Origin of the sequence: Siminovitchia terrae (assembly GCF_003605405.2) — a bacterium.
GTDB lineage: Bacteria > Bacillota > Bacilli > Bacillales > Bacillaceae_C > Siminovitchia > Siminovitchia terrae.
In genome coordinates, this window is record NZ_QYTW02000039.1 from 13,104 (window position 1) to 35,041 (window position 21,938).

Below are 21,938 nucleotides of genomic sequence, written 5' to 3' on the forward strand. Positions count from 1 at the left end.
TCAAATTGGCTGACTCTTTACGTAATAGCCTCGTTTCATCAGGATATGTATAGTTGAAGTGGGAAAGAACCATGGACGAATCAGCAATTTGCATTCAGATATTGTGGTAAAATCTCCGAATTTGATGTAAGTTGAAACTGGTTTTTTCATATCGTAGACTCGAAGACAGTCGGCCAATACATTGGCCGTAAAGACAAAAATATGACGGAGATTTATAAGGGAGATATTTGGTGGAATGGACCACAAGAGCTGGTTTTCGTAGTTGCTTTTGATGAAGATCGTGCTGGATGGTTTTCTTTTGCAAGACGACGGTTATGGATGTTGTGCAGATGAAACATTTGAACCTGAATACGGAGAAGTATAGGAAACAGCTATGATAATCCGGGGCTTTTGAAGGAATTCAAATGAACATAGTCTATAAAAAAAGGGCACCAATAAGTGCCCGTCATAAACTATGGTTGATTACGTTTGCAGTCAGTAAATGATGTTATTTCATTTATCATTTTGCTAACAGAGGTAAAACTTTTATCTAATGATTTGTTGATTTCTTCTGATTGAGGATGATTTTTGTCAATCTTACCAATAATGATATTTTTCCATTGAAAATATTTTTTCATTACGATCACCTCCTAGTAAGGAGTATAAGATATAACGCTACGTAAGATTCAATAAATAATTTATCTTTTCAAAAGAAACTACGGTCTGGCATGGGTAGCCGTCGTGTGTTTGTTAAGGGGTGACTTGAATGCAATGCAGCAGATGCGGACGATCACTAAAAGACACCAAGAGTCGTGACCGCGGTTATGGCCCGGTCTGTTATAAAAGGTTCAGGAGCAAAGGAGGAGCATATAGGGCAGAGGATGTCGGTAGCGGAGTACCGGAAGATACGGAAGGTCAAGCAGAATAAATACCGAAATAAAAAGGTCGAGATTGACGGCCATGTTTTTGACAGCATCGCAGAGTCAAAGTATTTACCAACTACTAAAGTGGCTGGAAGCTAATAAGCAGATTCTATTCTTCCGGGCAAAAAGGTGACAAGTACAGGCAGGTTGTAACGATACTCAAAACGAAAAATAAAGGGGTTAAGTGAATAAAGAACAAGAAAAGAATCCCGATGGGATCCTATTCTTGTCCGGTTTTCTCAGATTGGAATTGGTTTATTCAGTTATTTTCTATCGTTTCTTCTTAATCCAAAAAGACCGGCCAGACCAACCAAACCAATCCAACCCCAATCCATATCATTATCGCCGTTGTTATTAACGTTATTAACATTATCGTCATTTTGAGCTATGTGTGTGACATCGCTACTAGCTTCTTGATTGTCAATAGTTGGGTCCTGCGCATGTCCAATTGACATTCCAAACAACACGGAACTAAACAATAGGGCAAAAGATGAATACAGAATTTTTTTAAACACTATTTTTCCTCCAATCAATGATAATAACTTTAATGTTTGTAATGCAAAAAAAAATTATTCATGATAGGTCCTTCTATTTATAAAAAAGGGGTTAATAATCGGCTTATTTTTTGGAACTGAAGAAATTAAAAAAGCTAGGATATCTCCTAGCTGAAAGCCTTATTCTTGGTTTGGGGTATTTAGGTGAAGTGGTGGAGGAACTAACCAGCCCTTTTCTTTGTTTAGTTTCAGCACTTTAACACCAAGTGATGCCTTATTCATATGGAATTGACCAAACATAGCACCGATATCTTCACGAATGGATTGTCCCATAATCGTGCTACAAGCCACGAGACCTTTTGCAACATCCATGGCCAAGGCTGCACTAATTTCAGGATCGTTAAAACGTGCTCCCGCAGGAATATCTTCTAAATTTGCTACAGGTCTTTCTGGCGGTGATGGAGGAAGGGCTACACCATTAGCCTTTAATAAATCTTCAATTTGTTGGTTTTCGGATTTAATAGCTTGGATACCTTCTTCCAATAACCTTTTTAAATCATCGTCACCTGCATGATTGATAAAAGTTTGATATGTAATCAAACATCCATAATTTGTAACGAGGTAAGTCCAGGTTCCAAATACTTCTCCATAATGCATCGGTTCATCTTGGGGGTTTCCACTTAAAATTCCCATAATCGCACTCCTTATCCTATTGGTTTTCATCAAATTCTCCTTTAATAAGGAAATAGTACCAATTAATAGTGTGCGACTGTTCGCAGGGAATATTCACTTTTTATAAAAAGAAAACTAGCATATTAAGAATTTTATCAGGATACAAGCGGTGATCCCATTCAACAGAAGTCTCCCACATCTGTAAGTGGTGAGATGCATGCATAGTGTGGGGGTTCAAACCCCGGCTGAATAAATTAAAGCCTCCGGCGGATGCCTCAGATTTTCAGAGGGAATTTATCGAGAAAAGCTCGATAAAATCTGGGCGCAAATCCGCCAAGGCGCATTTGATTTAATCCTCTGGTGTTCTATCAATAAAAAGTCGAGTTACTTCGGTAAAATCGCCTTGTTTAATTTCCTTTTTAGTTGCTTTCTTTTCTAGGGGATCATGAGTATTCATGCCAGGTGCTACTTTAGGTTTATCTCTATTTAAATTTTTAGTATTCATACTTATCAAGCTTCTTGTTTTAGTATTTATGATTCTAAAAAATAAAAATTATATTCAAGGGTTCTGTATAAAGAAATAAGGATCTCATAATTGATACAAAATGCGCAGTAGAGAAAGAAGAAAAGGAAATGGAAATTGGAACAAAAGTAACAAATGGTTAATTGTTATGAAGCAAAGAAAACCCCCGAAAATATTTGGGTTACAAGAAGCAAGCCTTGGGATTTGGGGTACGGGCAAAAGGTAAGTCTACTTGAAGGTAAAACTGGTGGATTTTCAGTTAATTGTTTGGAAGTAGTAGAAGATTAATACACTGTACGGAGAAACAAGGCGGTGATCCCAAAAAGGGGAGCATCCTCCCCTAGCAGATTTTCTGTATTAAATTAGGGCTGTTATTTTTAGGCGAATTAGGAGGGCCAGATACTTCGTATGCTTTCACCCGGTCTTCAGGCAAAGGAACTAATAGATCATTCAGATTTTCCATTAATGGCTCCTGCTTTACCCTTTCGACATCTGCAACATGTACGAGTTGTCCTTTTTCAAACATTGATGATTCCTCCTTTACTTATGAAGAATAATGAAAAACCAACAAGAAAGTTGTATTCAAATTGCGGTTTTATTAAACTTGATGAGAGAACTCACGAAGATAAAGTGTTCTTTAGCTTTGAGAAAAATTCAAGTTAATAATTCACCAAATGGGGCAGTTGATGGATTGATAAGGGCAACATTTTTTAGTCATAGTTCTTGTTGTAATTTTAAATTCGATAACCAGCGAAGATATGAGAATTTATTTTAGGGGGGCAATCCTACTTTTGGTAATTTAATCTGCATCAGGTTATTCAGGGGACTATAGGATAATTCGAACATTTGTGAAGATAGGCATGGTGTTCAAAAATCTAATTATGTTTTTTTGTTCTAAGAAAATAATACCCTACTAATTGAGTTAAGATGTTTTCGCTTTTTGGATGTAAGATGTCCCTACTCAGGGTGAACGGGTACAGCAAAAGCAGAGTAAGTTAAATCCATTCAGCTGCACAGTCACAAAGAAAGCATCTTGATTTCCGCAAAATTACTAAATATTGGATTGAAAAGTGAAAAGAAACGCCTCTAAGAAAATTGGAAAGGGGATATAGATGAGTAAACCTGAGTTATATGTTAGTTTAGCCGTGGGTCCGGATTGTGATGGGGAATCCTATGCATTACGGTCAACACTTGAATACTTTGGGGCAAGGGTTACTATGCATTGGTTAGGAAGACCAAATGATCTTGTAGATGTGTTATCTGGTGAAGACCGCGAAGATAAAATGGATTATTTAATATTAAACTTCCATGGTGATGAAGGCAGATTTTGCATGAATGAATTAGGTGAGGACATCTATGAGCCTGGCGAGCCAAGGGGGGAGTTTTTTGACGCTAAAGATGTACTGCGATTTTCAAAATTGAAAGGCGTAAAGGTTATTGCAGCAGGTTGTACTTTAGGGGAAGAATCATTAGCAAAAGCATTTCTTAAAAGTGGATGCCATTCTTATATAGGTCCTGATGATTATATTGATGGTAACTCTAATTTAATGTTTATTATTAGATTTATGTATGAAATTATAAATAATAAAAAGAGTCAGCAAGAAGCATTTGAAATCGCAAAGTCTATCGACCAAGAAACCTCTCTATATAAAATTTATTCAGCCTAAGAAATAAAAATCATACTAGTAAACATGAAAAGTAAATTCAAATGGCACACTTATTCATTTAAGATGTACTATTTCTCTTTTAATAAACATGAATATACAGAAGAAATGCAGATCGAAGTTTACTTTAGAGACATCATTTCAAATGGTAAGTTGGATTGAGTATGAGAGGCTAATGCAGAGTATTTGAATGAAGATGGTAAAGTGATAGATTTATCTACTAAGAGAAACTACTAGATGTCTAGTTTACACTTTTGATTTCATTTCACACATTTTTTACACATTAAATCTTTAAAATATTGATATATAAGGGTTTTGCCAGGAATAAAGTACGTCCTCCTGGGACGTCATGGGAATAATTTTGATAACGATTTTTTAAAAAAGGAAACGTCGTTAAGTATTGATATATCAATGATTAACGACGTTTTTCTTGTTCTTAAAAAAAGAAACTTTTTTCACACGAATTTTACACAGGATCAAGTATCCATGTCACTCATTATTTCGGTTAGTTCAGATTGGCCGAAAAGCCCTCTTTTACAAACAAAAGATTTTCGCAAGGAAGGTTTCATTTTCTATGATTAAAATACTTTCGTCCATTTCCAATGCTTCCTCCAGCAAACACAATCTTGTGTGGAAAGTGAGATTTACTAGTTCCTCGTTCCAAAAGATTTTTGTAACGTTCCTGTCTTTATTGAGCAATTCCTCAAACCTAAACATCTATAGCGAACGCTTTTCGAAAAAAATCCGCGTTATGCGACTTGTAATAGGATGCAATCGGCCGCTTTAAGCGGCAGCATCTGGCGTTCATTGTCCAACATTTATAGCGGCTTCGATAAAATACGAACCACATTTTCTATATGTTTAATCCAGTCCGAATCTCCATCTCTCAGTTCATACAGCTCGCGTTCTCCGCCTTTATTATCCAGTACTTGCTGAACTAATTGCTTCAACTCGAGAAGATCTTCTGTTTCCCAGATAATCTCCTTCAAGCCGCTTAATTCCTCGTACTTCGTCTTGCCGTTTTCGATATAGGCGCATACAATTTCAGCCAGAGCAATGGCTGTATTGTCGTAAAGGAAATCCTCCTCTTCTGGATCCTCCGCGAGTAATCCCAACTTTCTGTAGTGGGCTATTAGATCCTTCAATTTGACGGACTTACGGTCCATTGCATATTCGATTAACGCATCAAGAACATCAAGTCCTTCGTCGCTTTCCAGCGATGCTTTTCCCCACGATCCCATCGTAATATTTCTCACCTTTCTTTTTGTATTGTACTATCTTAACACGAATTGGAAGGGAAATATTGCATTTTTTGACTTGTTCTTAATATTCATTAAAGATCCGACATTTTAACGGATCTGGATTGAGGTTAGGGAACGATTGCAGGCGTCCTGTTTACTGCGCCGATAGCCTTTTTTCTACGTAAAAAAACAAGTTAAACAATCGTTACACCATGCTAAAATCACCAAAAACCTCGTGTTCAGTCACAATTCTTACCTCTTAAGAGAAACGGAAACGCCCCAGGTGGACATCGAACAAACGCAGCAAACAGACGGTGCGGTGTCAGCTCACGAATGGATAGCCGATTTACCCTGATACATCAAGGGTTTATTAGTTAATTTAAGCCGCGAAAGTTGAGTAATAATAATATCATCATTGACTTCATTCTCTGTCATTTTTTCATTCTCCTTCCCTTTTTGCAATTCCCTATATGGATTCGAAAATAATTAGAAGCAAAAAACGGATACTAATGGAGTTTTACTTTATCACATAATCATCTTGATTCATTTTGTTATCTTGCTATTACATTCTAATAGTCTTATTTTTTCTAATGTATGAGGTTATAGTGTTAGGTATCACGATTAGGGAGAGATGAAAATGATCGAAGATATACCAACTAGAATAAAAAGCCTAAATTGGGAATCCATTCAAAACGAATTAGATGAAAACGGATTTGCAAAGCTCCCCCCCCATTTTAACAAAGGATGAATGTGAATCTTTCATGGGGCTTTATAACGAAGGAGAGTCATACAGAACGACAATCAATATGACGAGATATCGCTTTGGGAATGGAGAATATAAATATTTTTCATACCCATTACCTGAAGTAATCCAAAGTTTAAGAGAATCTTTTTATCCAGAGCTGGCCAAAACTGCAAATAGATGGTTGGGTTACTTGAAGAAACCTGAACTATTTCCAGATAACCTTCAAGATTTTTTAAAAACATGTGAAGAATATGAACAAACAAGACCAACACCTTTAACTTCATTCAGCAGAAGTCTCCCACTTCTATAAGTGGTGAGATGAATGCCTATTGGTATTCCATTCAGTGGGGGTTCAAGCCCCGGCTGAATAAAGTTAAGCCTCCGGCGGATGCCACAGATTTTCAGAGGAAATTTATCGAGCGAAGCTCGATAAAATCTGGGCGCAAATACGCCAAGGTGCATTTGATTTCTAAAATATGAAAAAGGTGGGTTTAATTGCTTGCACCAAGATTTATACGGAGACGTATTTTTCCCGTTTCAAGTAGTCCTTGTATTAAATCAAAGAGATAAAGACTTTTGCGGCGGTGAATCCCTATTAGTGGAACAAATCCCACGTGCTCAGAGCAGGGGGCATGTAATAACTTTAGAACAAGGTTGTGCGCTTATTTTTCCTACTAACCATAGACCTGTCCTTGGTAAAAAAGGCTATTACAAAAATACGGTTCGACATGGGGTAAGTACGGTTACATCTGGAGAACGATTTGGTCTGGGGATTATTTTCCATGATTCAAAATAAATTTCACTATCTTGCTATTTTATCTTTTTTCTTATACGTACTAATTTACAGGGTGTAAAATGTAAGGAGAGGTGAGGTAAATGACGGACAGTGCCAATATTGGATTTCAAGATAATCATGATTATGGGATGATGACAGATAAAAAATGGCAAGCAATTATTAACAATGATGCATCGTATAATAATCAATTTTTCTATGCTGTAAAGACCACAGGGATCTTCTGTAAACCGTCATGCAAATCTCGCGTTCCGAAAAAGGAAAATGTACGTATCTTTCAAAATGCAGAACAAGCTCTCCAAGCAAATTTCCGCCCTTGTAAACGTTGCAAGCCTACTAATGAGAAATTGCCTGATAGTGAGTGGGTTGCTCTTATCACTGAATACATTGATAAAAATTTCATTGAAAAATTAACACTAGAAACATTAGCAGATATAGCTCATGGAAGTCCCTATCATTTGCATCGAACGTTTAAAAAGATTACAGGCATCACGCCAGTTGAGTATATACAACAAGTTAGATTAAACGTAGCTAAAAAGTACCTGATTCAAACAAATAAAGCGATTGCGGATATCTCCATATGTGTAGGAATGCCTAACACGCCCTATTTTATTACTCTATTTAGAAAGAAAACCGGACATACACCAGCACAATATCGTGAATTATATTGGTCAATGAAGAAAACGGAGGAATTTTAAAATGAAATCAGAGAATAAACCAACACTTTATTGGTTTTTGCTAAAGTATAAAGATTGGAATTTTTATATAGCTTCGACATCTAAGGGGCTTGTGTTTGTTGGTTCACAGAAAAAACCATTCGGGGAATTGTCTGAATGGGCTAAGAAACGCTTTCAGGGAAGTCCTCTAGTTGAAGATGAAGAAAAGCTTGAACCTTATGCGGTTGAAATCATTGAGTATCTTGAAGGAAAACGGCAAACCTTTACGGTTCCTTTTGATTACAATGGGACAGTCTTCCAGCTTGCCGTCTGGAACGCACTTTGTGAGATTCCGTATGGACAAACAAGGACCTATTCCGACATAGCAAACTATATTAACAAACCAGCAGCTGTTCGTGCTGTCGGGGCAGCCATTGGAGCTAATCCAGTTTTAATCACGGTTCCATGTCATCGTGTAGTTGGAAAGAATGGAGCGTTAACCGGCTATCGTGGTGGGTTAGAAATGAAGACAAAGCTTTTGGATATGGAAAGACAGGGGTCATCCAGCAATAAGTAAAATTCCTGTATAATGATTGGAAGCGAGGTCTCCCTATGAAAAGTGAATTATTCTACAAAAAACCAAAAACCATTCTTAATAGAGGTACAGGATTTCTTTCGGGATATACTCATTCACTCAATTCTTATACGGGGTGTTCATTTGGGTGTTCCTATTGTTATGTACGCCAAATGCCCGTATCTCTTTTTCGAGAAGGCGAATGGGGAAATTGGATTGATGTGAAGTACGGAGCAGCAGCTTTACTCGGTAAAGAACTCCGTAGAGAGAAAGCAAAAGGGAAAGTTACGATTTTTATGTCATCCAGCACGGACCCCTATCAACCCATAGAACATAAAGAAAAAGTGACGCGATCGTTATTAGAAGTTATGGTAGATGACCCTCCTGACTTCTTATTAGTGCAGACGAGAAGCCCACTTGTAAGTCGAGATATCGATTTGCTACAGCACTTAAAAGACAGAGTCCGGGTAAGTATAACCATTGAGACGGACTCGGAAACGATACGTAAACATTTTACTCCAGAGGCACCTCCTATTCAGGCACGCTTTAAGGCATTGCAAAAATTAGCAGAGGCAGGAATTCCAACCCAAGTTGCAATAGCCCCCGTATTACCGAGTGGGGAATATTTTCCTGATAAATTGAAACCATTTGTCAATCGGATATGTATTGATGACTATTTTATGGGCGATGGTAGTGGAGGAAAACGCACAAAAAAACTAGGAATTGAAAAAAAATACGCTGAACTTGGTTTAGAAGAATGGTATGGCCCTCAAGCCTATAAAAAAGTATATAAGAGACTTTTGAATAGATTTTTGAAAAAACAGATTTTTATTAGTCAGTCGGGGTTCGAGCCATAGCGAAAGGAGGATATATAAAACACCGTGTATTTTTTGCCGATTAACAGACGGCGATCTCGGCAGGTTTTAGGCCGTGTGCCGTTTGTTTATCTGAAAAATATGCGACGTGGAAGAAAGAGAAATTGCAATGATACGAAAGACGTAAACATTCATAAACTAACTTCTTTTTCATGTTGTTCCAATTTCATTGGCTCCTTTTTACTTTCCTATCTCCGCTTCATACTGCGGATGAGACTTTTAGTTTCCTTATCCACACGATTAGATTCTGTAATCTTTTGCAAGGCTTTATTATAAGTAAAATCATCGAGTGTGTTGTTTCCCAAATATGTCATTGTCGAATCGGGAAACTTTACATAACATATAGAGACAGCCCAAGCTACCGCCATTTTGGCATAAAACCCTTCATGCTCTACACGATCCAGGAGGATTAACACCCTGTTGATGTATTCAGTCTCAATATAGAAGTCTAGGAGCATAACCACTCCAAATCGTAGCTCATATTCTTTCTTAGAAGACAGATATGGTTGTAAAAACCCCCATACACGCTCCTTATTTTCCTTTGTAAATTTTAGACCTGTACAAAAGCTGTCACATACCGACCAATTATCAATTTTTGGTACAAACGAAGCCACATAAGAAAGAATTTCTTCAATATCCGTCTCAACATAACCAATGACCATGCCTTGCAGCATGATTTCCTCAAAATATTCATCTTTTGCAGTTTCAAGGTAAGTGCGCCAGTCACCCTTTACAATTTTTTTTGCTATTTTACGAAGCTCAGGCAGCCGAACACCTAATACATTGTTAATGGTAGGTATAAGTGCGGCCGAAAACTTCTGATAGTCTGTATCAATGAGTTCAAAGATTTGCTTTCTAATTGGATCTTCCATTATTACACTCCTGTTTTCATGAATTCGATAAACTAGGCTTTGTCGTTATTCTAAAAGTTTTACTATAACAGATTTTTTTTTTGAAAAATCCAAGAGATGAATATAACAGCAAGATATCGAAATAATTTTATTAGTTACTTTTATATATGGCTTGTATAAATAATACTGGAGAAATAAAAGATGACTAGTAAAAAACTCTTTGGAACAACACTAAACCTTGAAATACAAAAATACAAGTTGCAATTACAACTTTAACGTTGTTATTCAAATAATAATTCAATACAGTTATTTGGGATGCCATATGAAAAGATATTATCAGTCGAATATGACTAATACTTTCTTCATAATCGAGTACAATTGTTAACTTCATTCAGCAGAAGTCTCCCACTTCTGTAAGTGGTGAGATGAATGCCTATTGATATTCCATTCAGTGGGGGTTCACCCCCCGGCTGAATAAAGTTAAAGCCTCCGGCGGACGCCACAGATTTTCAGAGGAATTTATCGAGCGGAGCTCAGATAAATCTGGGCGCAAATATGCCAAGGCGTATTTGATTAAAAAATCTCCTTAACGTTGTAAAACCGCGTTAAGCTGGTGGTACCCCAAAAAATAAAAAAAGTGTAATTTCTTGTATTTGGGGTACAGCCGATATACGCTTATAAATCTATCACAAGCATTAGCGGACATTATGGGGTAGCACCAACATTTTGACGTAAAACCCAAGCTAATACAATTTTTGGAATGAATAGACTTGCTTTTCCTACGCTAAACGATTTTTCATATAGGGTTCCCGCCAACATTTTAACGAAAATATACGCTAAGCCAATATTTAATACAATCAAGCCGATAATTCCTACTCAAAGGGACTATCTATAGAAGCTTGCTCACGTTTCAAATTTTATGGTGGATTGTTCATTTCGGCTGCCGTCACTGGCGTGCGCCGCCCAAGTGGAAAGAGATTGTTTCGAAATCTTGCGGTTTCATTCGAAAATGCGTACACCCGAGTTCTGCGAGTGTATAATCTGAATCAGCAATGAAATTTCACAAGATGAAGGGGGATGCATTTTCCACATGATGAAGCATAATTCAATTCTTAATCTTGAAATGGATGAACGCATGGACATTGGAACCTATCTGTTGGAACAAATCAATGACTATATGACCCACGTACGCGGGGGTCGTGTCTCACCTGAACTCAGCGTGGATGCGGTTGCAGAACACGCACGTAAATTATCTTTTGAGCATCCCGTCAGCGCGCGCGAGGCGATTCATCATATACTGGAGGGATTAAGGCAATACCAGGTGCATACGCCACACCCGCGATATTTCGGCCTGTATAATCCGCGGCCCAACTTCATGGGAATTATGGCGGACACGATTACTGCAGCATTCAATCCGCAGCTTGCAGCCTGGAGCCATGCGCCTGTAGCGGTCGAAATGGAGAACTATGTATTGAAAGAGATAGCTTCAAAATTTGGTTATTCAGTAGAGACAGCAGATGGAACATTTACAACGGGGGGAGCGGAAGCAAATCTGACGGCCGTATTGACCGCACTAGTTCATTGTTTTCCATCTTATGCCAAAGGGGGGCTGAGGTCGCTCCCCACGCATCCCGTCATGTATGCCTCTGCAGAGAGCCACCATTCCTTAGTAAAGGCAGCGCGTTCCTGCGGACTGGGTACAGATTCCCTTCGTATTATTACGACGGGATCTGATATGCATATCGATGTTCATGCGCTTCATCACCAAATTCAAGTGGATCGCGCTGCTGGATACACTCCTTTTCTCATCATTGCGACGGGTGGAACGACCGGCACCGGGGCGATTGATCCCATTAACGAAATGGCAAATCTGGCTGAACGTGAGCAACTGTGGCTGCATGTGGATGCTGCGTACGGTGGAGCCTCCGTGTTTGCTCCAGAACTGCGGGATCTACTTCGTGGTATTGACCGAGCGGACTCCATTACCTTCGACGCGCATAAGTGGATGTCTGTCCCAATGGGAGCGGGAATTTATATCACACGACACAAGGATATCTTACATAAAACATTCAGTATCACGGCAGATTATATGCCGAAAGAAGGGGCTGATCTGGATGTTATTGATCCGTTCACCCATTCAATTCAATGGTCGCGAAGGTTTATCGGTTTAAAAGTATATTTATCGCTTGTGACGGCTGGTTGGGAAGGCTATCGCAGCATAGTGCAGCACCAAACAGAGATGGGCAATCGGTTGCGCCAGGAGCTTGCTTGCTCAAACTGGAAGGTTGTCAATGATACCGTATTGCCTGTCGTATGCTTTACGGATTCCAATATTCCATCAAAGATCCAGTCGAATTTCGCATCATTTATATGTCAAGAGATATTACGTTCAGGGCAGGCATGGATTTCAGTATACAAAATAAACAAGGCTCCAGTTTTGCGGGCTTGTATTACGAACTATGATACAACAGAGGAAGATATTATGGTATTGATGCAGTTGCTGAATGGAGCAAGAGCAAAATATTTTGAAGAGGCATCCGAACGGTCTGAGCTGAATCAATAACCAAGGAAGACTTTATACCATCAATGGGCTGACCAATAGTCAAGTAATGACTTATGGTAGCCCATTGTTTTTTGGGGAAATGAATTGTCTTATGACTTCATAAATAAGTAATTTAACTTCATTCAGCAGAAATCTCCCACTTCTTTAAGTGGTGAGATGAATGCCTATTGGTATTCTATTCAGTGGGGGTTCAAACCCCGGCTGAATAAAGTTAAAGCTTCCGGCGGATGCCACAGATTTTCAGAGGAAATTTATCGAGCGGAGCTCGATAAAATCTGGGCGCAAATACGCCAAAGCGCATTTGATTAAGCCTTGAATCTACGGTACCCAAACTTTTGGCTTAAAGCCTAAAGCATCCACTATCCTGTTATAAACTAATTTTATTCGGAATTGTGCAAATTCCTCTTCAACTAGAAAGTAATCAGCTATGTCAGTAGCCATTACAACTTCTTAATAGAGGCTGTAAATACATCTTTAAAAATCGTTCTGGCATTGAATTAAGAAGTAAGCGGCCATACGTTTAGCTTGGTTCTCTGCATTGGCCAATTCTTACTTGTTTGCGGTTAATTGTGGATAATGGCTGTACAAGTGACTGAGCTCTTCAACGAACAATAATTTTTATAACATCATGCATGAAAAGCAAAATACGGAACCAGACAGCACGGCAGTAAGGGGCGTGTTGATATGCTCGTTTTTTTTACTTAAGAATTCTTAAGAATTTTTACAACTATTTCTTTAGGTTTGAAATGTATTCTAAAAGCGTTAAAAATATTCAAACCTAAGGAGTGATATACCATGAAGTCTTTTCTTTTTCAATATCTATTAAATCCAAGAACTGTTGGAGCAATATTGCCAAGTTCAAAGAATCTTGCACAAAGAATGGTGGATAATATTGATTTTGAAACTGCAGATTATATCGTGGAATATGGCCCTGGTACGGGGGTCTTTACTGATAAAATCATCGACAATAGAGAGCCACACACGGTAGTTATGTTGATTGAAAGTAATAGGGAATTTTGCAAGCTGCTAAAGGAAAAATATAAGAACGAAGAGAATATATTCATTGTAAATGGTTCTGCTGAGGACACCGATAAATATATAAATGAATACGGAATTCCTTATATTGATTATGTGGTCTCCGGTTTACCTTTTACGAGTTTGCCTAAAGGTGTATCGAATACTATTTTAATTAAAACAAAAAGGTTGTTGGGTGATCATGGAAAATTTGTAACCTTCCAATATACCCAATTAAAGAAAAAATTAATTTGCCAATATTTTAAGCGAATCGAAGTAAAGCGGGAGTTTCGAAATATACCGCCTGCTTATGTATTCTCTTGCAGCAATCAGTAAACAGGCTTTCAAAATTTTTTATAAATGGAGGGTGAATTTACTTTGAATGGTAAGGTTTTAATTGTGGATGACGACCATGAAATTCGAAAACTAATATCGATCTATTTAGGAAATGAGGGATTAAAAACTCAAACTGCGGGCGATGCGCTTGAAGCATTGAAATGGTTGGAAGAGGATGAATTTGACCTCATTATTTTAGATATCATGATGCCGAAAATGGATGGAATCGAGGCATGTATGAAAATAAGGGAAGAACGGCATATGCCAATCATAATGCTTTCAGCTAAATCGGAAAATATTGATAAAATTCAAGGTCTTGCTTCCGGTGCAGATGATTATATCACTAAACCATTTAACTCGATGGAACTAATGGCAAGAGTCAAATCGCAGCTCAGAAGATATAAAAAATACAATGTTGATGCAGATAGCAATAAGAGCATTATTGAAATTGGGGATCTTATCATCAATACAGATACACGCCAAGTATGGGTGAGGAAGAAGGAAGTGAGGCTTACTCCGAAGGAATTTGATATTCTTGAACTCCTTGCCCGTAATAAGGGGATTGTTTTGAGTGTCAGCCGGATATATGAAGCTGTTTGGAAGGAGGATTTCTTTAAATCGGATAGTACAGTTATGGTTCATATTACAAAAATAAGAGACAAAATTGAAGAGGACCCTAAACATCCTATTTTTATAAAAACTGTTTGGGGAGTAGGATATAAAATATGAGGTCAAAAAGGTTTTGGAATAAGTTAAGTGTTGAACTCCTCATAGCCATTACAATAAGTTTTTCCGTATCACTTTTTATTACAATTATTATTTCACAATTTATCAATCGAAATTATTTAATAAATGCCAATCAGATTGGCATGCTCAAATACAACCTCATTGTGCTCCTCATTGCTGCTGTTGTTATCTTATCATTTATCAGCATTTTTTTGTTCCTAATCAGGAAGAAAATAAAATATTTAAAACTAATAATCAAAAATGTCCAAAACATAGCAAATGGTAAATTGGGTTCTACTATTGTGATTAAGGGGAGTGATGAGTTAGCCCAGCTTGCAAGCAATATCAACTTTATGTCTAAGGAACTCGAAAATAAATTTGAACATGAGAGAAAGATGGAAAATGCTAAAAATGAGCTCATTACGAATATTTCGCACGATTTGAGGACACCGCTAACGTCAATCATTGGTTATCTAGATTTGCTGAGAAAAAAAGAGTATAAAAGTGAAGAACAATTAACAGATTATGTAGAGACGATTTATTCCAAATCGCAAAAGCTTAAAACATTGATCTACGAACTGTTCGAATATACCAAGCTGACAAGTCCTGATGTCATATTAAACCTTACTGAAGTTGAATTGAGCGGTTTATTGGAACAGGTGGTGGGTGAATACATTCCGATTTTCGAAAAAGTAGGGTTACGTATTCAGAAATCAATTACTGATGAAGATCTACTGGTTATCATGGATGTAGAAGAAATGGTACGTGTTTATGATAACCTTTTGATGAATGCCAAAAAATACAGTATAAAACCCTCTTTCATAAAGATCAATCTTTATTCAGATGGAGTTAAAGCGTTTTTGTCGATTTCCAATCGGGTAGAGGATCTTCCGGTTGAAGACGTTAATCAATTATTTGAGCGTTTTTATCGGGGGGATCGAGCCAGAAGAGAGGATGGAGGGGCAGGTCTTGGACTCGCCATATCAAAAAGAATCGTTGAGATTCATGGCGGAACCTTAACAATAGATTATAAAGGAGAGTGGCTGACCTTTACGATCGGACATAGTCTGAAAGAGTAACAGCTTACAGGAGCATTATTTCCTGTAAGCTGTTATTAAATTTTTCGGCTTGTATTAAACCTTTGCTTAAGATGGATCTGTAAACAATAGAAGGTAGGGAAGAATGGAAGATGGGGAAGAAAATATTTGTAGTTATAAGGCTATACCTATATATTTTCTTAAATGTTGATTTTCAATAAAGTTGTTTAAAAGCGCTCATTATTGCCCGAACCCCATTATGTTATTCCACAAAAGGGACATATTGTTGAAGAAAGAATTTCTGAAGTTAAGATGCGTAAAACTAACGGATATAAGAAATTTTACTATTGGTATTATAGGCACAGTTTTTATGCTCGACATGGTAAAAATGATTGCTGCGGATTATCAATTAAAAAAGCAGTATTAGGAGCTGGAAATTCTAATGACTCAATTTACAAAACTTGTCTCTTCAGAAAATTCCTTGGACAGTGTGTGGGGGAAGAAAGATTATATTGCGTTGTTATTAACTTCATTCAGCAGAAGTCTCCCACTTCTGTAAGTAGAGAGATGAATGGCCTATTGGTATTCCATTCAGTGTGGTTTCAAACCCCGGCTGAATAAAGTTAAAGCCTCCGGCGGATGCCACAGATTTTTAGAAAAAATTTATCGAGCGAAGCTCGATAAAATCTGGGCGCAAATACGCCAAGGCGCATTTGATATTGGCCTGAAAACGTTCGCTATTTTTAATTATTGGCGGTGCTTTCACCTTACAAATTGTTATCAGTTTAGTCCGTTCATTCCTTCCCCAACAGAGTAACGGCACAGANTGGCCTGAAAACGTTCGCTATTTTTAATTATTGGCGGTGCTTTCACCTTACAAATTGTTATCAGTTTAGTCCGTTCATTCCTTCCCCAACAGAGTAACGGCACAGAAACAGAACTACCGTCTTTAATTGATCCTTTAACTGCGAGCCAAAGGTTCTAGCATTTTTTACCAAGATGGAAACCTTAAATAAATGATGATTTCTCTACCATACAATGATTGAAAATCTAAGAACCTAAATTTAACCCTCTACAAAGTGGGAATCATTTCCAGTAGGGGTTTTTAGTTTGTAATCTAACATCTTAAGGAAATTGAATTCAAGAAAATATTTCCTCCATAAATTTTATCTCTTATTATATCTTGGGTTTTTCTTGATAATTCCCATCTAAACTAAATCTATCAAGAAAAAGGGGTAGATCATATGAATATTGAGATACAACATTTACAACAGTTTTATGGAAGGAAACAGGTGTTATTTGATATTAATTTACATCTAGAGACAGGAATGTTTGGTTTGCTTGGGCGAAATGGGTCTGGGAAATCGACGTTAATGAAAACATTAGTTGGTCTTCAGAAAAAGGCGAGTGGAAGCATTACAATTTGTGGGATCCCAATTGAGAAAGCAAAGGAAATTCGCGAAATTATTGGGTATTTGCCGCAAGATTTTTCGGTATACCCGAATATGACTGTGAAGCAAGTACTTGATTATTTAGGTGTGTTAAGTGGGATGGCGAAAAAGGAATTGGAGCAAAAAAGCCATGGGTTATTAGCACAAGTCAATTTACTTGAGCATCAGTATAGAAAGGTAAAGAGTTTATCCGGTGGGATGAAGCGTCGCCTTGGTATTGCACAGGCATTACTTCATAACCCGAAAGTCGTGATTGTCGATGAGCCGACAACTGGGCTTGACCCAGAAGAACGCATTCGTTTTCGTAATTTATTATCGGAAATAGCCAAAGATAGAATTGTTATTCTTTCTACTCATATTGTTGGTGATATTGAAGCGACGTGTGAGCAAATCGCGATTTTACACGAGGGCCATATACAATATCGTGGTACTGTACAGGGGCTGCTTCATGAAACCGATCAAAAAGTATTTAGTGCAACAATAAAAGCATCAGAGTTAGAAAAATTCAAATCACAATATAGCGTGACAAGTATGCTCACTCAAGGTCAGGAAGTAGTCGTTCGTTTTGTTAGTGAGAAGATGCCGATCATTTCTTCTAAAGCAGTTGCTCCTAACTTAGAGGATGCGTATCTGTATTTTATTCATCGAGGTGAACGTCGATGAATTTGTTTTGGATAGAGTTTAAAAAAGTGATACTTAGTATTCCGTTTGTAATTTTTTTAGTAGCAGTCGTATTGTTTAACTTTACTCAATATCATCAGGACATCGAAAAGATAGAACCGCCAGAACCGAATTTAGAGCAGTACGGCTATATGCAAAAAGATGACCCAAGTATTATTATGCCAAGAGCGATGGAACGGCTTGCAATGGAAATTGCCGCTAATACTTTCGTTGCGTACCCTCTTTCCTTTTATAAAGAGGTTACATTATCTAAAGAGAAATTAAAGCGTGTTAACGAACTCGCTCAATCATTAAAAAGTGATATGGTCTATCAAGATTTTAAAGAAATTATGCAGCAAATCAATGTAGAAATTGGAGGTGGCTCCAGCTACGGCGACCAAGCATTAGTTCGCGAATTTGGTTATGTGGAAATGACATACGAGGATGCTGTCGAGGAGTATGAGAGGGTTGTAAAGAACGACCAATATACTGCTGCATATGCACGTTATTTTGCAGATTACTTAGGGATTTTATTAGCGATATTGCCTGCTTTTATTGCGGTGGCGATTAGTTTAAAGGATAATGCTGCTCAAATGACAAGTTTGATTTATTCACGCAGTATTTCTTCGACTCGCTTAATCATTACGCGTATTACAGCGATTGTAACAGCGTTGTTTCTCCCAATTTTATTGTTATCCGTTTATGAAACAACTGTGATTTACAGTATGTATCCTGGTGAGGTTCTAAAGCCATTTGCCTTTATTTCCTATAGTGTTGGATGGTTATTACCAACAATTTTGTTTGTTGTAGCACTCGCTTTATGTACTACGGAGTGGACGGGTTCACTGATCGCTATAGCTGTTCAGCTTGTAATGTTCTTTGTTTCACTACAAATGGGTATGACACAACTGCAAGGTGGCTACGGGCAAGGAATGATGAATGTGCGACATAATATTATTGGTGCAACTGAAACCTTTATGCAATATAAAGAAGCCTTATTTTTGAACCGTCTTGGCTATGTCACCGCCTCGTTCGTGTTCATTATACTAACAGTTTGGGGGTATGAGCATAAAAGAAAGGGGATGCCTACAAGATATGAAAGGCTTCAGCAATTTTGGAAAAATCGCCATCGTTAATATGCGACATTTCTTTTTACTATCACTATTATTCACCTTGTTGTTTGAAGGGTTTTTACTGTATCAATTTGGGGTATTCCAACTAAATAGTCGTACCGTCCATAAAGTGTTTGAAATGTTTTTGCCATTGCTGGGTATTGTGTGGATGTCGAGTATTTGTTTACCTGAGCAGACTCGTGATATTGAAGCAGTCGTTCGTATACGAAAAATTTCTTATTGGCAAGTGTTAGTATTACGACTAATGATAAGTACTAGCTTTATTGTATTAGCCATTTTATTATATAGTGGTATTTTACAATGGAATAGTACGGTAATTAGCGGCAAAGTATTATTTGCAACAATTGTTAATGCATTGTTTTTAGGAAGTATTGGGTGCCTTGTGCATGCTGTTACAAGGCAAAGCACTACCAGCTTAATGATACCGATCTTATTTTATCTATTAAACTTCTTTTTACCGAAGGAGTTAGGTGTACTTTATTTATTTGATTTAGATGCAGAGCGCTGGTGGATGGTTGGTGTAACGATTGTCCTCTACACCTTGGCGTTACTAAGAAAAAGTTAAGAAAGGATAAAAGCGTTGAGCCCTAAATTATTAATTGTTGATGATGAGCCGTCAATTGTGCATTTACTAAAGGATCATTTTGAATTTCATGGCTATGAGGTTTATACTGCCTTCGATGGTCTAGAGGCGATTCAGCAAGCCCAGCAACATCCAGAATGTATTCTGCTTGATATAAATATGCCCGAGCTTGATGGCTTAGAAGTATGTAACCGAATTCGTGATGTGGTGAGTTGTCCAATTCTTTTTGTGACAGCGAAAATCGAGGATAGCGACAAGGTGAAGGGGCTTCAAGTTGGTGGAGATGATTATATCGTTAAGCCATTTTCTTTGCCCGAATTAACAGCGCGGGTGGAGGCACATATCCGTCGCGACCAACGTCATCTTCAGAAAAAACGTGTTTATTTATCGACAGAATTAATGATTGATTACGAGGCAAAGGAACTGTATGTGGCGAATACAGAAATCAACTTAACGAAAAAGGAATTCGATATTGTTGAGCTTTTATCAACATATCAGGGACAGGTATTTGATAAGGAACGCATTTATGAAGTATTGTGGGGGTTAGAAAGTGATGGCGATAGTGCCGTTGTAACTGAGCACATTCGTAAAATTCGATTAAAATTCTTAAAACTTGATACGCAGCCACCGATTGAAACGATTTGGGGTGTAGGCTATAAATGGAAAATCTAAAACATCTCTCCATCAAAAAGACAGCAATGTTATTTATGGTCATTGCCTTAATAGTCGCTACATGTCTTGTGGCAATTACGAATTTAGTTGTTGAAATGATACGCTCGGATATTTATATAGCATATGCTATAGACGGTGAGAAATTTTATTTAACGACGGATACAGGGGATCAGCTCGGTAATGATGTAGTTTTGTCATCAAAGGGCACTACCTTTTCAAAGGTCGATAACCGAGAAATGACCACCTTAAATATTATTAGCTTTGCCTCTATTCCCTTTTTCTTTATTGTGTGTATTGTCATTGCAGCATTGCTCTTTTTTCGTTTAAAACTTCAAAAACCGCTAACAATTTTAGAGTATGCGACAAAACAAATTCAGAAGCAAAATTTGGATTTCGAACTGTCCTATCCTATTCGAGATGAGATGGGGCAAATTATTACATCCTTTGAGGATATGCGGCAGGCACTTGAGAAAAATCATTATGAATTATGGCGTACCTCTGAAGAACGTAAACGACTAAATGCTGCCTTCGCCCATGAATTGCGCACCCCTTTAACAGTTTTAAAGGGACATATTGAATTTGTAGCAGAACACGCTGAGGACACTCGATTTACTAAAGAAAAACTGCAATCTAATAGTAAGATTATGCATCAGCAAATTAAACGACTTGAAAACTATGTGGATAGTATGTATGGCATTCAAAAGCTGGAGAATCTAAAGATAATAGAGAACAAGGTTTTTAAAAACGACTTTGAGCAGGCAATTCGAGAAATAACACGATTACTTGATGTTAAACAAATGGTTCATTTAGAAATGAGAGTAACGGAGGAAGAACTGAACGTTGACTTTCCAGCAATAATGCAAGTATATGAAAACTTACTTTCAAATGCCCTGCGTTATGCACATTCTAATATTACCATTCATATTTCGACAAATACAGAGCTGCTTATCCAAATAACTGATGATGGCAAGGGCTTTACCACTACAGAAATTAAACATGTTACAAAGCCTTTTTATCGCACAGAAAAGGATCAATCGATGCAGCATTTAGGAATTGGTTTATATATTAGTAAATTAATTTGCGAAAAGCATTCAGGTCGGCTGATTATCCAAAATTTAGAAAATGGTGCGGATATACAGGCAAGCTTTAAACTATAGGGAGCTATTGGCATTATATTGTGTCACTTTAAATGTTATATTTTAAAGCTCTTTGACTATAGCAGCGCTATTCGTAAAATCATGTATACCTCTAACGCCGTGGAAAGTATGTTTTAGGAAAGTGACCAAAACAGGGCATTCCCCAATGAGAATGCCCTGTTAAAAGTATTATATTTGCGTATTAAAGAATTGGAAATAAAATGGGATAGCGGGCGTATCCAAAACTGGACCATGGTCAGTAACCAGTTGCTCCTTCATGATGAGCTGAAAGTTAGGGTTTTAAAATACCTTGAGTAAAGTGTACTTACACACTTTATTGGAAAAACCCGGTTAAATTTATTTGTTGTTTTAACTTCATTCAGCAGAAATCTCCCACTTCTATGAGTGGTGAGATGAATGCCTATTGGTATTCCATTCAGTGGGGGTTCAAACCCCGGCTGAATAAAGTAAAAGCCTCCGGCGGATGCCACAGATTTTCAGAGGAAATTTATCGAGCGAAGCTCGATAAAATCTGGGCGCAAATACGCCAAGGCGCATTTGATAAATTCCCCTTATTTGCTTAAGATAGCTGAACCCCCCTTTTTTAGTCGTTTTCCCTGCACTTCCTACAATCCCA

Annotated in this window: 27 protein-coding genes and 3 pseudogenes; 23 read left to right on the forward strand and 7 right to left on the reverse strand. The window is 37.7% G+C overall.

Features of this window, described 5'->3' with window-relative positions; all coding sequences use genetic code 11:
• The first annotated feature begins 150 nt into the window (after positions 1-150).
• Positions 151-333, forward strand: a complete 183-nt coding sequence (locus D5F11_RS28260; protein ID WP_120118932.1) for a YopX family protein — start codon at positions 151-153, stop codon at positions 331-333.
• A gap of 119 nt (positions 334-452) precedes the next feature.
• On the opposite strand, the gene D5F11_RS27015 is transcribed toward D5F11_RS28260, so the two are convergent.
• Positions 453-617 (reverse strand): hypothetical protein, encoded by a 165-nt coding sequence (locus D5F11_RS27015; protein WP_185830886.1) that lies wholly within the window; start codon positions 615-617, stop codon positions 453-455.
• A 128-nt stretch (positions 618-745) separates the two neighbouring features.
• Here D5F11_RS27015 and D5F11_RS28265 point away from each other — a divergent pair.
• Both D5F11_RS28265 and D5F11_RS23830 read left to right on the forward strand, forming a co-directional pair.
• Positions 746-793: pseudogene (locus D5F11_RS28265) on the forward strand (hypothetical protein); the annotation flags it as partial.
• Positions 794-803: 10 nt separating this feature from the next.
• Entirely contained in the window at positions 804-1,001 is a 198-nt protein-coding gene (locus D5F11_RS23830) for a DUF1064 domain-containing protein (RefSeq protein ID WP_244861935.1), read from the forward strand.
• A gap of 164 nt (positions 1,002-1,165) precedes the next feature.
• On the opposite strand, the gene D5F11_RS23835 is transcribed toward D5F11_RS23830, so the two are convergent.
• The 4 genes from D5F11_RS23835 to D5F11_RS23845 form a co-directional block, all read right to left on the reverse strand.
• The gene (locus tag D5F11_RS23835; RefSeq protein ID WP_120118933.1) at positions 1,166-1,417 is read right to left on the reverse strand and encodes a WGxxGxxG family protein; all 252 of its coding nucleotides are present in this window, start codon (positions 1,415-1,417) and stop codon (positions 1,166-1,168) included.
• 159 nt (positions 1,418-1,576) lie between these two features.
• Positions 1,577-2,089: a DUF3231 family protein gene (locus D5F11_RS23840; RefSeq protein ID WP_120118934.1), complete on the reverse strand. Its 513-nt coding sequence runs from the start codon at positions 2,087-2,089 to the stop codon at positions 1,577-1,579.
• Between the two features lie 328 nt (positions 2,090-2,417).
• The gene (locus tag D5F11_RS27025) at positions 2,418-2,573 is read right to left on the reverse strand and encodes a hypothetical protein (RefSeq protein ID WP_185830887.1); all 156 of its coding nucleotides are present in this window, start codon (positions 2,571-2,573) and stop codon (positions 2,418-2,420) included.
• 358 nt (positions 2,574-2,931) lie between these two features.
• A complete protein-coding gene (locus tag D5F11_RS23845) occupies positions 2,932-3,117 on the reverse strand; it encodes a hypothetical protein (RefSeq protein WP_120118935.1) in 186 nt (61 codons plus the stop codon).
• A gap of 586 nt (positions 3,118-3,703) precedes the next feature.
• Here D5F11_RS23845 and D5F11_RS23850 point away from each other — a divergent pair.
• Positions 3,704-4,258 carry a delta-aminolevulinic acid dehydratase gene (locus tag D5F11_RS23850; protein ID WP_120118936.1) on the forward strand — a complete coding sequence of 185 codons (555 nt, stop codon included), beginning with the start codon at positions 3,704-3,706 and terminating at the stop codon, positions 4,256-4,258.
• An 815-nt stretch (positions 4,259-5,073) separates the two neighbouring features.
• Here D5F11_RS23850 and D5F11_RS23855 read toward each other — a convergent pair.
• Entirely contained in the window at positions 5,074-5,496 is a 423-nt protein-coding gene (locus D5F11_RS23855; RefSeq protein WP_120118938.1) for a DUF4259 domain-containing protein, read from the reverse strand.
• 806 nt (positions 5,497-6,302) lie between these two features.
• Here D5F11_RS23855 and D5F11_RS27610 point away from each other — a divergent pair.
• The 6 genes and pseudogenes from D5F11_RS27610 (at position 6,303) to D5F11_RS23880 (ending at position 9,121) form a co-directional block, all read left to right on the forward strand.
• Entirely contained in the window at positions 6,303-6,551 is a 249-nt protein-coding gene (locus D5F11_RS27610) for a 2OG-Fe(II) oxygenase (protein WP_245998311.1), read from the forward strand.
• Between the two features lie 8 nt (positions 6,552-6,559).
• The gene (locus tag D5F11_RS27030; protein ID WP_185830888.1) at positions 6,560-6,721 is read left to right on the forward strand and encodes a hypothetical protein; all 162 of its coding nucleotides are present in this window, start codon (positions 6,560-6,562) and stop codon (positions 6,719-6,721) included.
• Positions 6,711-7,037, forward strand: a pseudogene (locus tag D5F11_RS23865) (2OG-Fe(II) oxygenase); the annotation flags it as partial. The gene D5F11_RS27030 and the pseudogene D5F11_RS23865, both read left to right, overlap by 11 nt.
• 80 nt (positions 7,038-7,117) lie before the next feature.
• A complete protein-coding gene (locus D5F11_RS23870; protein ID WP_120118939.1) occupies positions 7,118-7,732 on the forward strand; it encodes a bifunctional transcriptional activator/DNA repair enzyme AdaA in 615 nt (204 codons plus the stop codon).
• 1 nt (position 7,733) lies between these two features.
• Complete coding sequence (gene adaB / locus D5F11_RS23875) at positions 7,734-8,267, forward strand: methylated-DNA--[protein]-cysteine S-methyltransferase (RefSeq protein WP_120118940.1); 534 nt, start codon at positions 7,734-7,736, stop codon at positions 8,265-8,267.
• Positions 8,268-8,302: 35 nt separating this feature from the next.
• Positions 8,303-9,121, forward strand: a complete 819-nt coding sequence (locus D5F11_RS23880; protein ID WP_120118941.1) for an SPL family radical SAM protein — start codon at positions 8,303-8,305, stop codon at positions 9,119-9,121.
• Positions 9,122-9,327: 206 nt separating this feature from the next.
• On the opposite strand, the gene D5F11_RS23890 is transcribed toward D5F11_RS23880, so the two are convergent.
• Complete coding sequence (locus tag D5F11_RS23890; protein ID WP_120118942.1) at positions 9,328-10,011, reverse strand: DNA alkylation repair protein; 684 nt, start codon at positions 10,009-10,011, stop codon at positions 9,328-9,330.
• A gap of 1,069 nt (positions 10,012-11,080) precedes the next feature.
• Between D5F11_RS23890 and D5F11_RS23895 the strand changes: the two genes are divergently transcribed.
• From D5F11_RS23895 to D5F11_RS27040, 13 genes and pseudogenes are all read left to right on the forward strand, one after another.
• Positions 11,081-12,553 carry a pyridoxal phosphate-dependent decarboxylase family protein gene (locus D5F11_RS23895; RefSeq protein ID WP_120118944.1) on the forward strand — a complete coding sequence of 491 codons (1,473 nt, stop codon included), beginning with the start codon at positions 11,081-11,083 and terminating at the stop codon, positions 12,551-12,553.
• A 156-nt stretch (positions 12,554-12,709) separates the two neighbouring features.
• Positions 12,710-12,862: a hypothetical protein gene (locus D5F11_RS27035; RefSeq protein WP_185830889.1), complete on the forward strand. Its 153-nt coding sequence runs from the start codon at positions 12,710-12,712 to the stop codon at positions 12,860-12,862.
• Positions 12,863-13,348: 486 nt separating this feature from the next.
• Positions 13,349-13,903 carry a class I SAM-dependent methyltransferase gene (locus D5F11_RS23900; protein ID WP_120118945.1) on the forward strand — a complete coding sequence of 185 codons (555 nt, stop codon included), beginning with the start codon at positions 13,349-13,351 and terminating at the stop codon, positions 13,901-13,903.
• A 42-nt stretch (positions 13,904-13,945) separates the two neighbouring features.
• Positions 13,946-14,632 (forward strand): response regulator transcription factor, encoded by a 687-nt coding sequence (locus D5F11_RS23905; protein ID WP_120118946.1) that lies wholly within the window; start codon positions 13,946-13,948, stop codon positions 14,630-14,632.
• Positions 14,629-15,708: a sensor histidine kinase gene (locus D5F11_RS23910; protein WP_120118947.1), complete on the forward strand. Its 1,080-nt coding sequence runs from the start codon at positions 14,629-14,631 to the stop codon at positions 15,706-15,708. The genes D5F11_RS23905 and D5F11_RS23910 overlap by 4 nt, the downstream gene beginning before the upstream one ends.
• A gap of 529 nt (positions 15,709-16,237) precedes the next feature.
• Positions 16,238-16,483, forward strand: coding sequence for a hypothetical protein (locus D5F11_RS23915; RefSeq protein ID WP_126646678.1), 246 nt, complete (start codon positions 16,238-16,240; stop codon positions 16,481-16,483).
• A gap of 427 nt (positions 16,484-16,910) precedes the next feature.
• Complete coding sequence (locus D5F11_RS23920; protein ID WP_120118948.1) at positions 16,911-17,780, forward strand: ABC transporter ATP-binding protein; 870 nt, start codon at positions 16,911-16,913, stop codon at positions 17,778-17,780.
• Entirely contained in the window at positions 17,777-18,913 is a 1,137-nt protein-coding gene (locus tag D5F11_RS23925; protein ID WP_120118949.1) for a hypothetical protein, read from the forward strand. The genes D5F11_RS23920 and D5F11_RS23925 overlap by 4 nt, the downstream gene beginning before the upstream one ends.
• The gene (locus D5F11_RS23930; RefSeq protein WP_120118950.1) at positions 18,873-19,475 is read left to right on the forward strand and encodes a hypothetical protein; all 603 of its coding nucleotides are present in this window, start codon (positions 18,873-18,875) and stop codon (positions 19,473-19,475) included. Before D5F11_RS23925 ends, D5F11_RS23930 begins: the two co-directional genes overlap by 41 nt.
• Positions 19,476-19,490: 15 nt before the next feature.
• A complete protein-coding gene (locus D5F11_RS23935) occupies positions 19,491-20,165 on the forward strand; it encodes a response regulator transcription factor (protein ID WP_120118951.1) in 675 nt (224 codons plus the stop codon).
• Entirely contained in the window at positions 20,153-21,322 is a 1,170-nt protein-coding gene (locus D5F11_RS23940) for a sensor histidine kinase (protein ID WP_120118952.1), read from the forward strand. The genes D5F11_RS23935 and D5F11_RS23940 overlap by 13 nt, the downstream gene beginning before the upstream one ends.
• A 45-nt stretch (positions 21,323-21,367) precedes the next feature.
• Positions 21,368-21,619 (forward strand): annotated as a pseudogene (locus D5F11_RS28270) (transposase); the annotation flags it as partial.
• 95 nt (positions 21,620-21,714) lie between these two features.
• On the forward strand, positions 21,715-21,885 hold the full coding sequence (locus tag D5F11_RS27040; protein WP_185830890.1) for a hypothetical protein: 171 nt from the start codon (positions 21,715-21,717) through the stop codon (positions 21,883-21,885).
• The last annotated feature ends 53 nt before the right edge of the window (positions 21,886-21,938 follow it).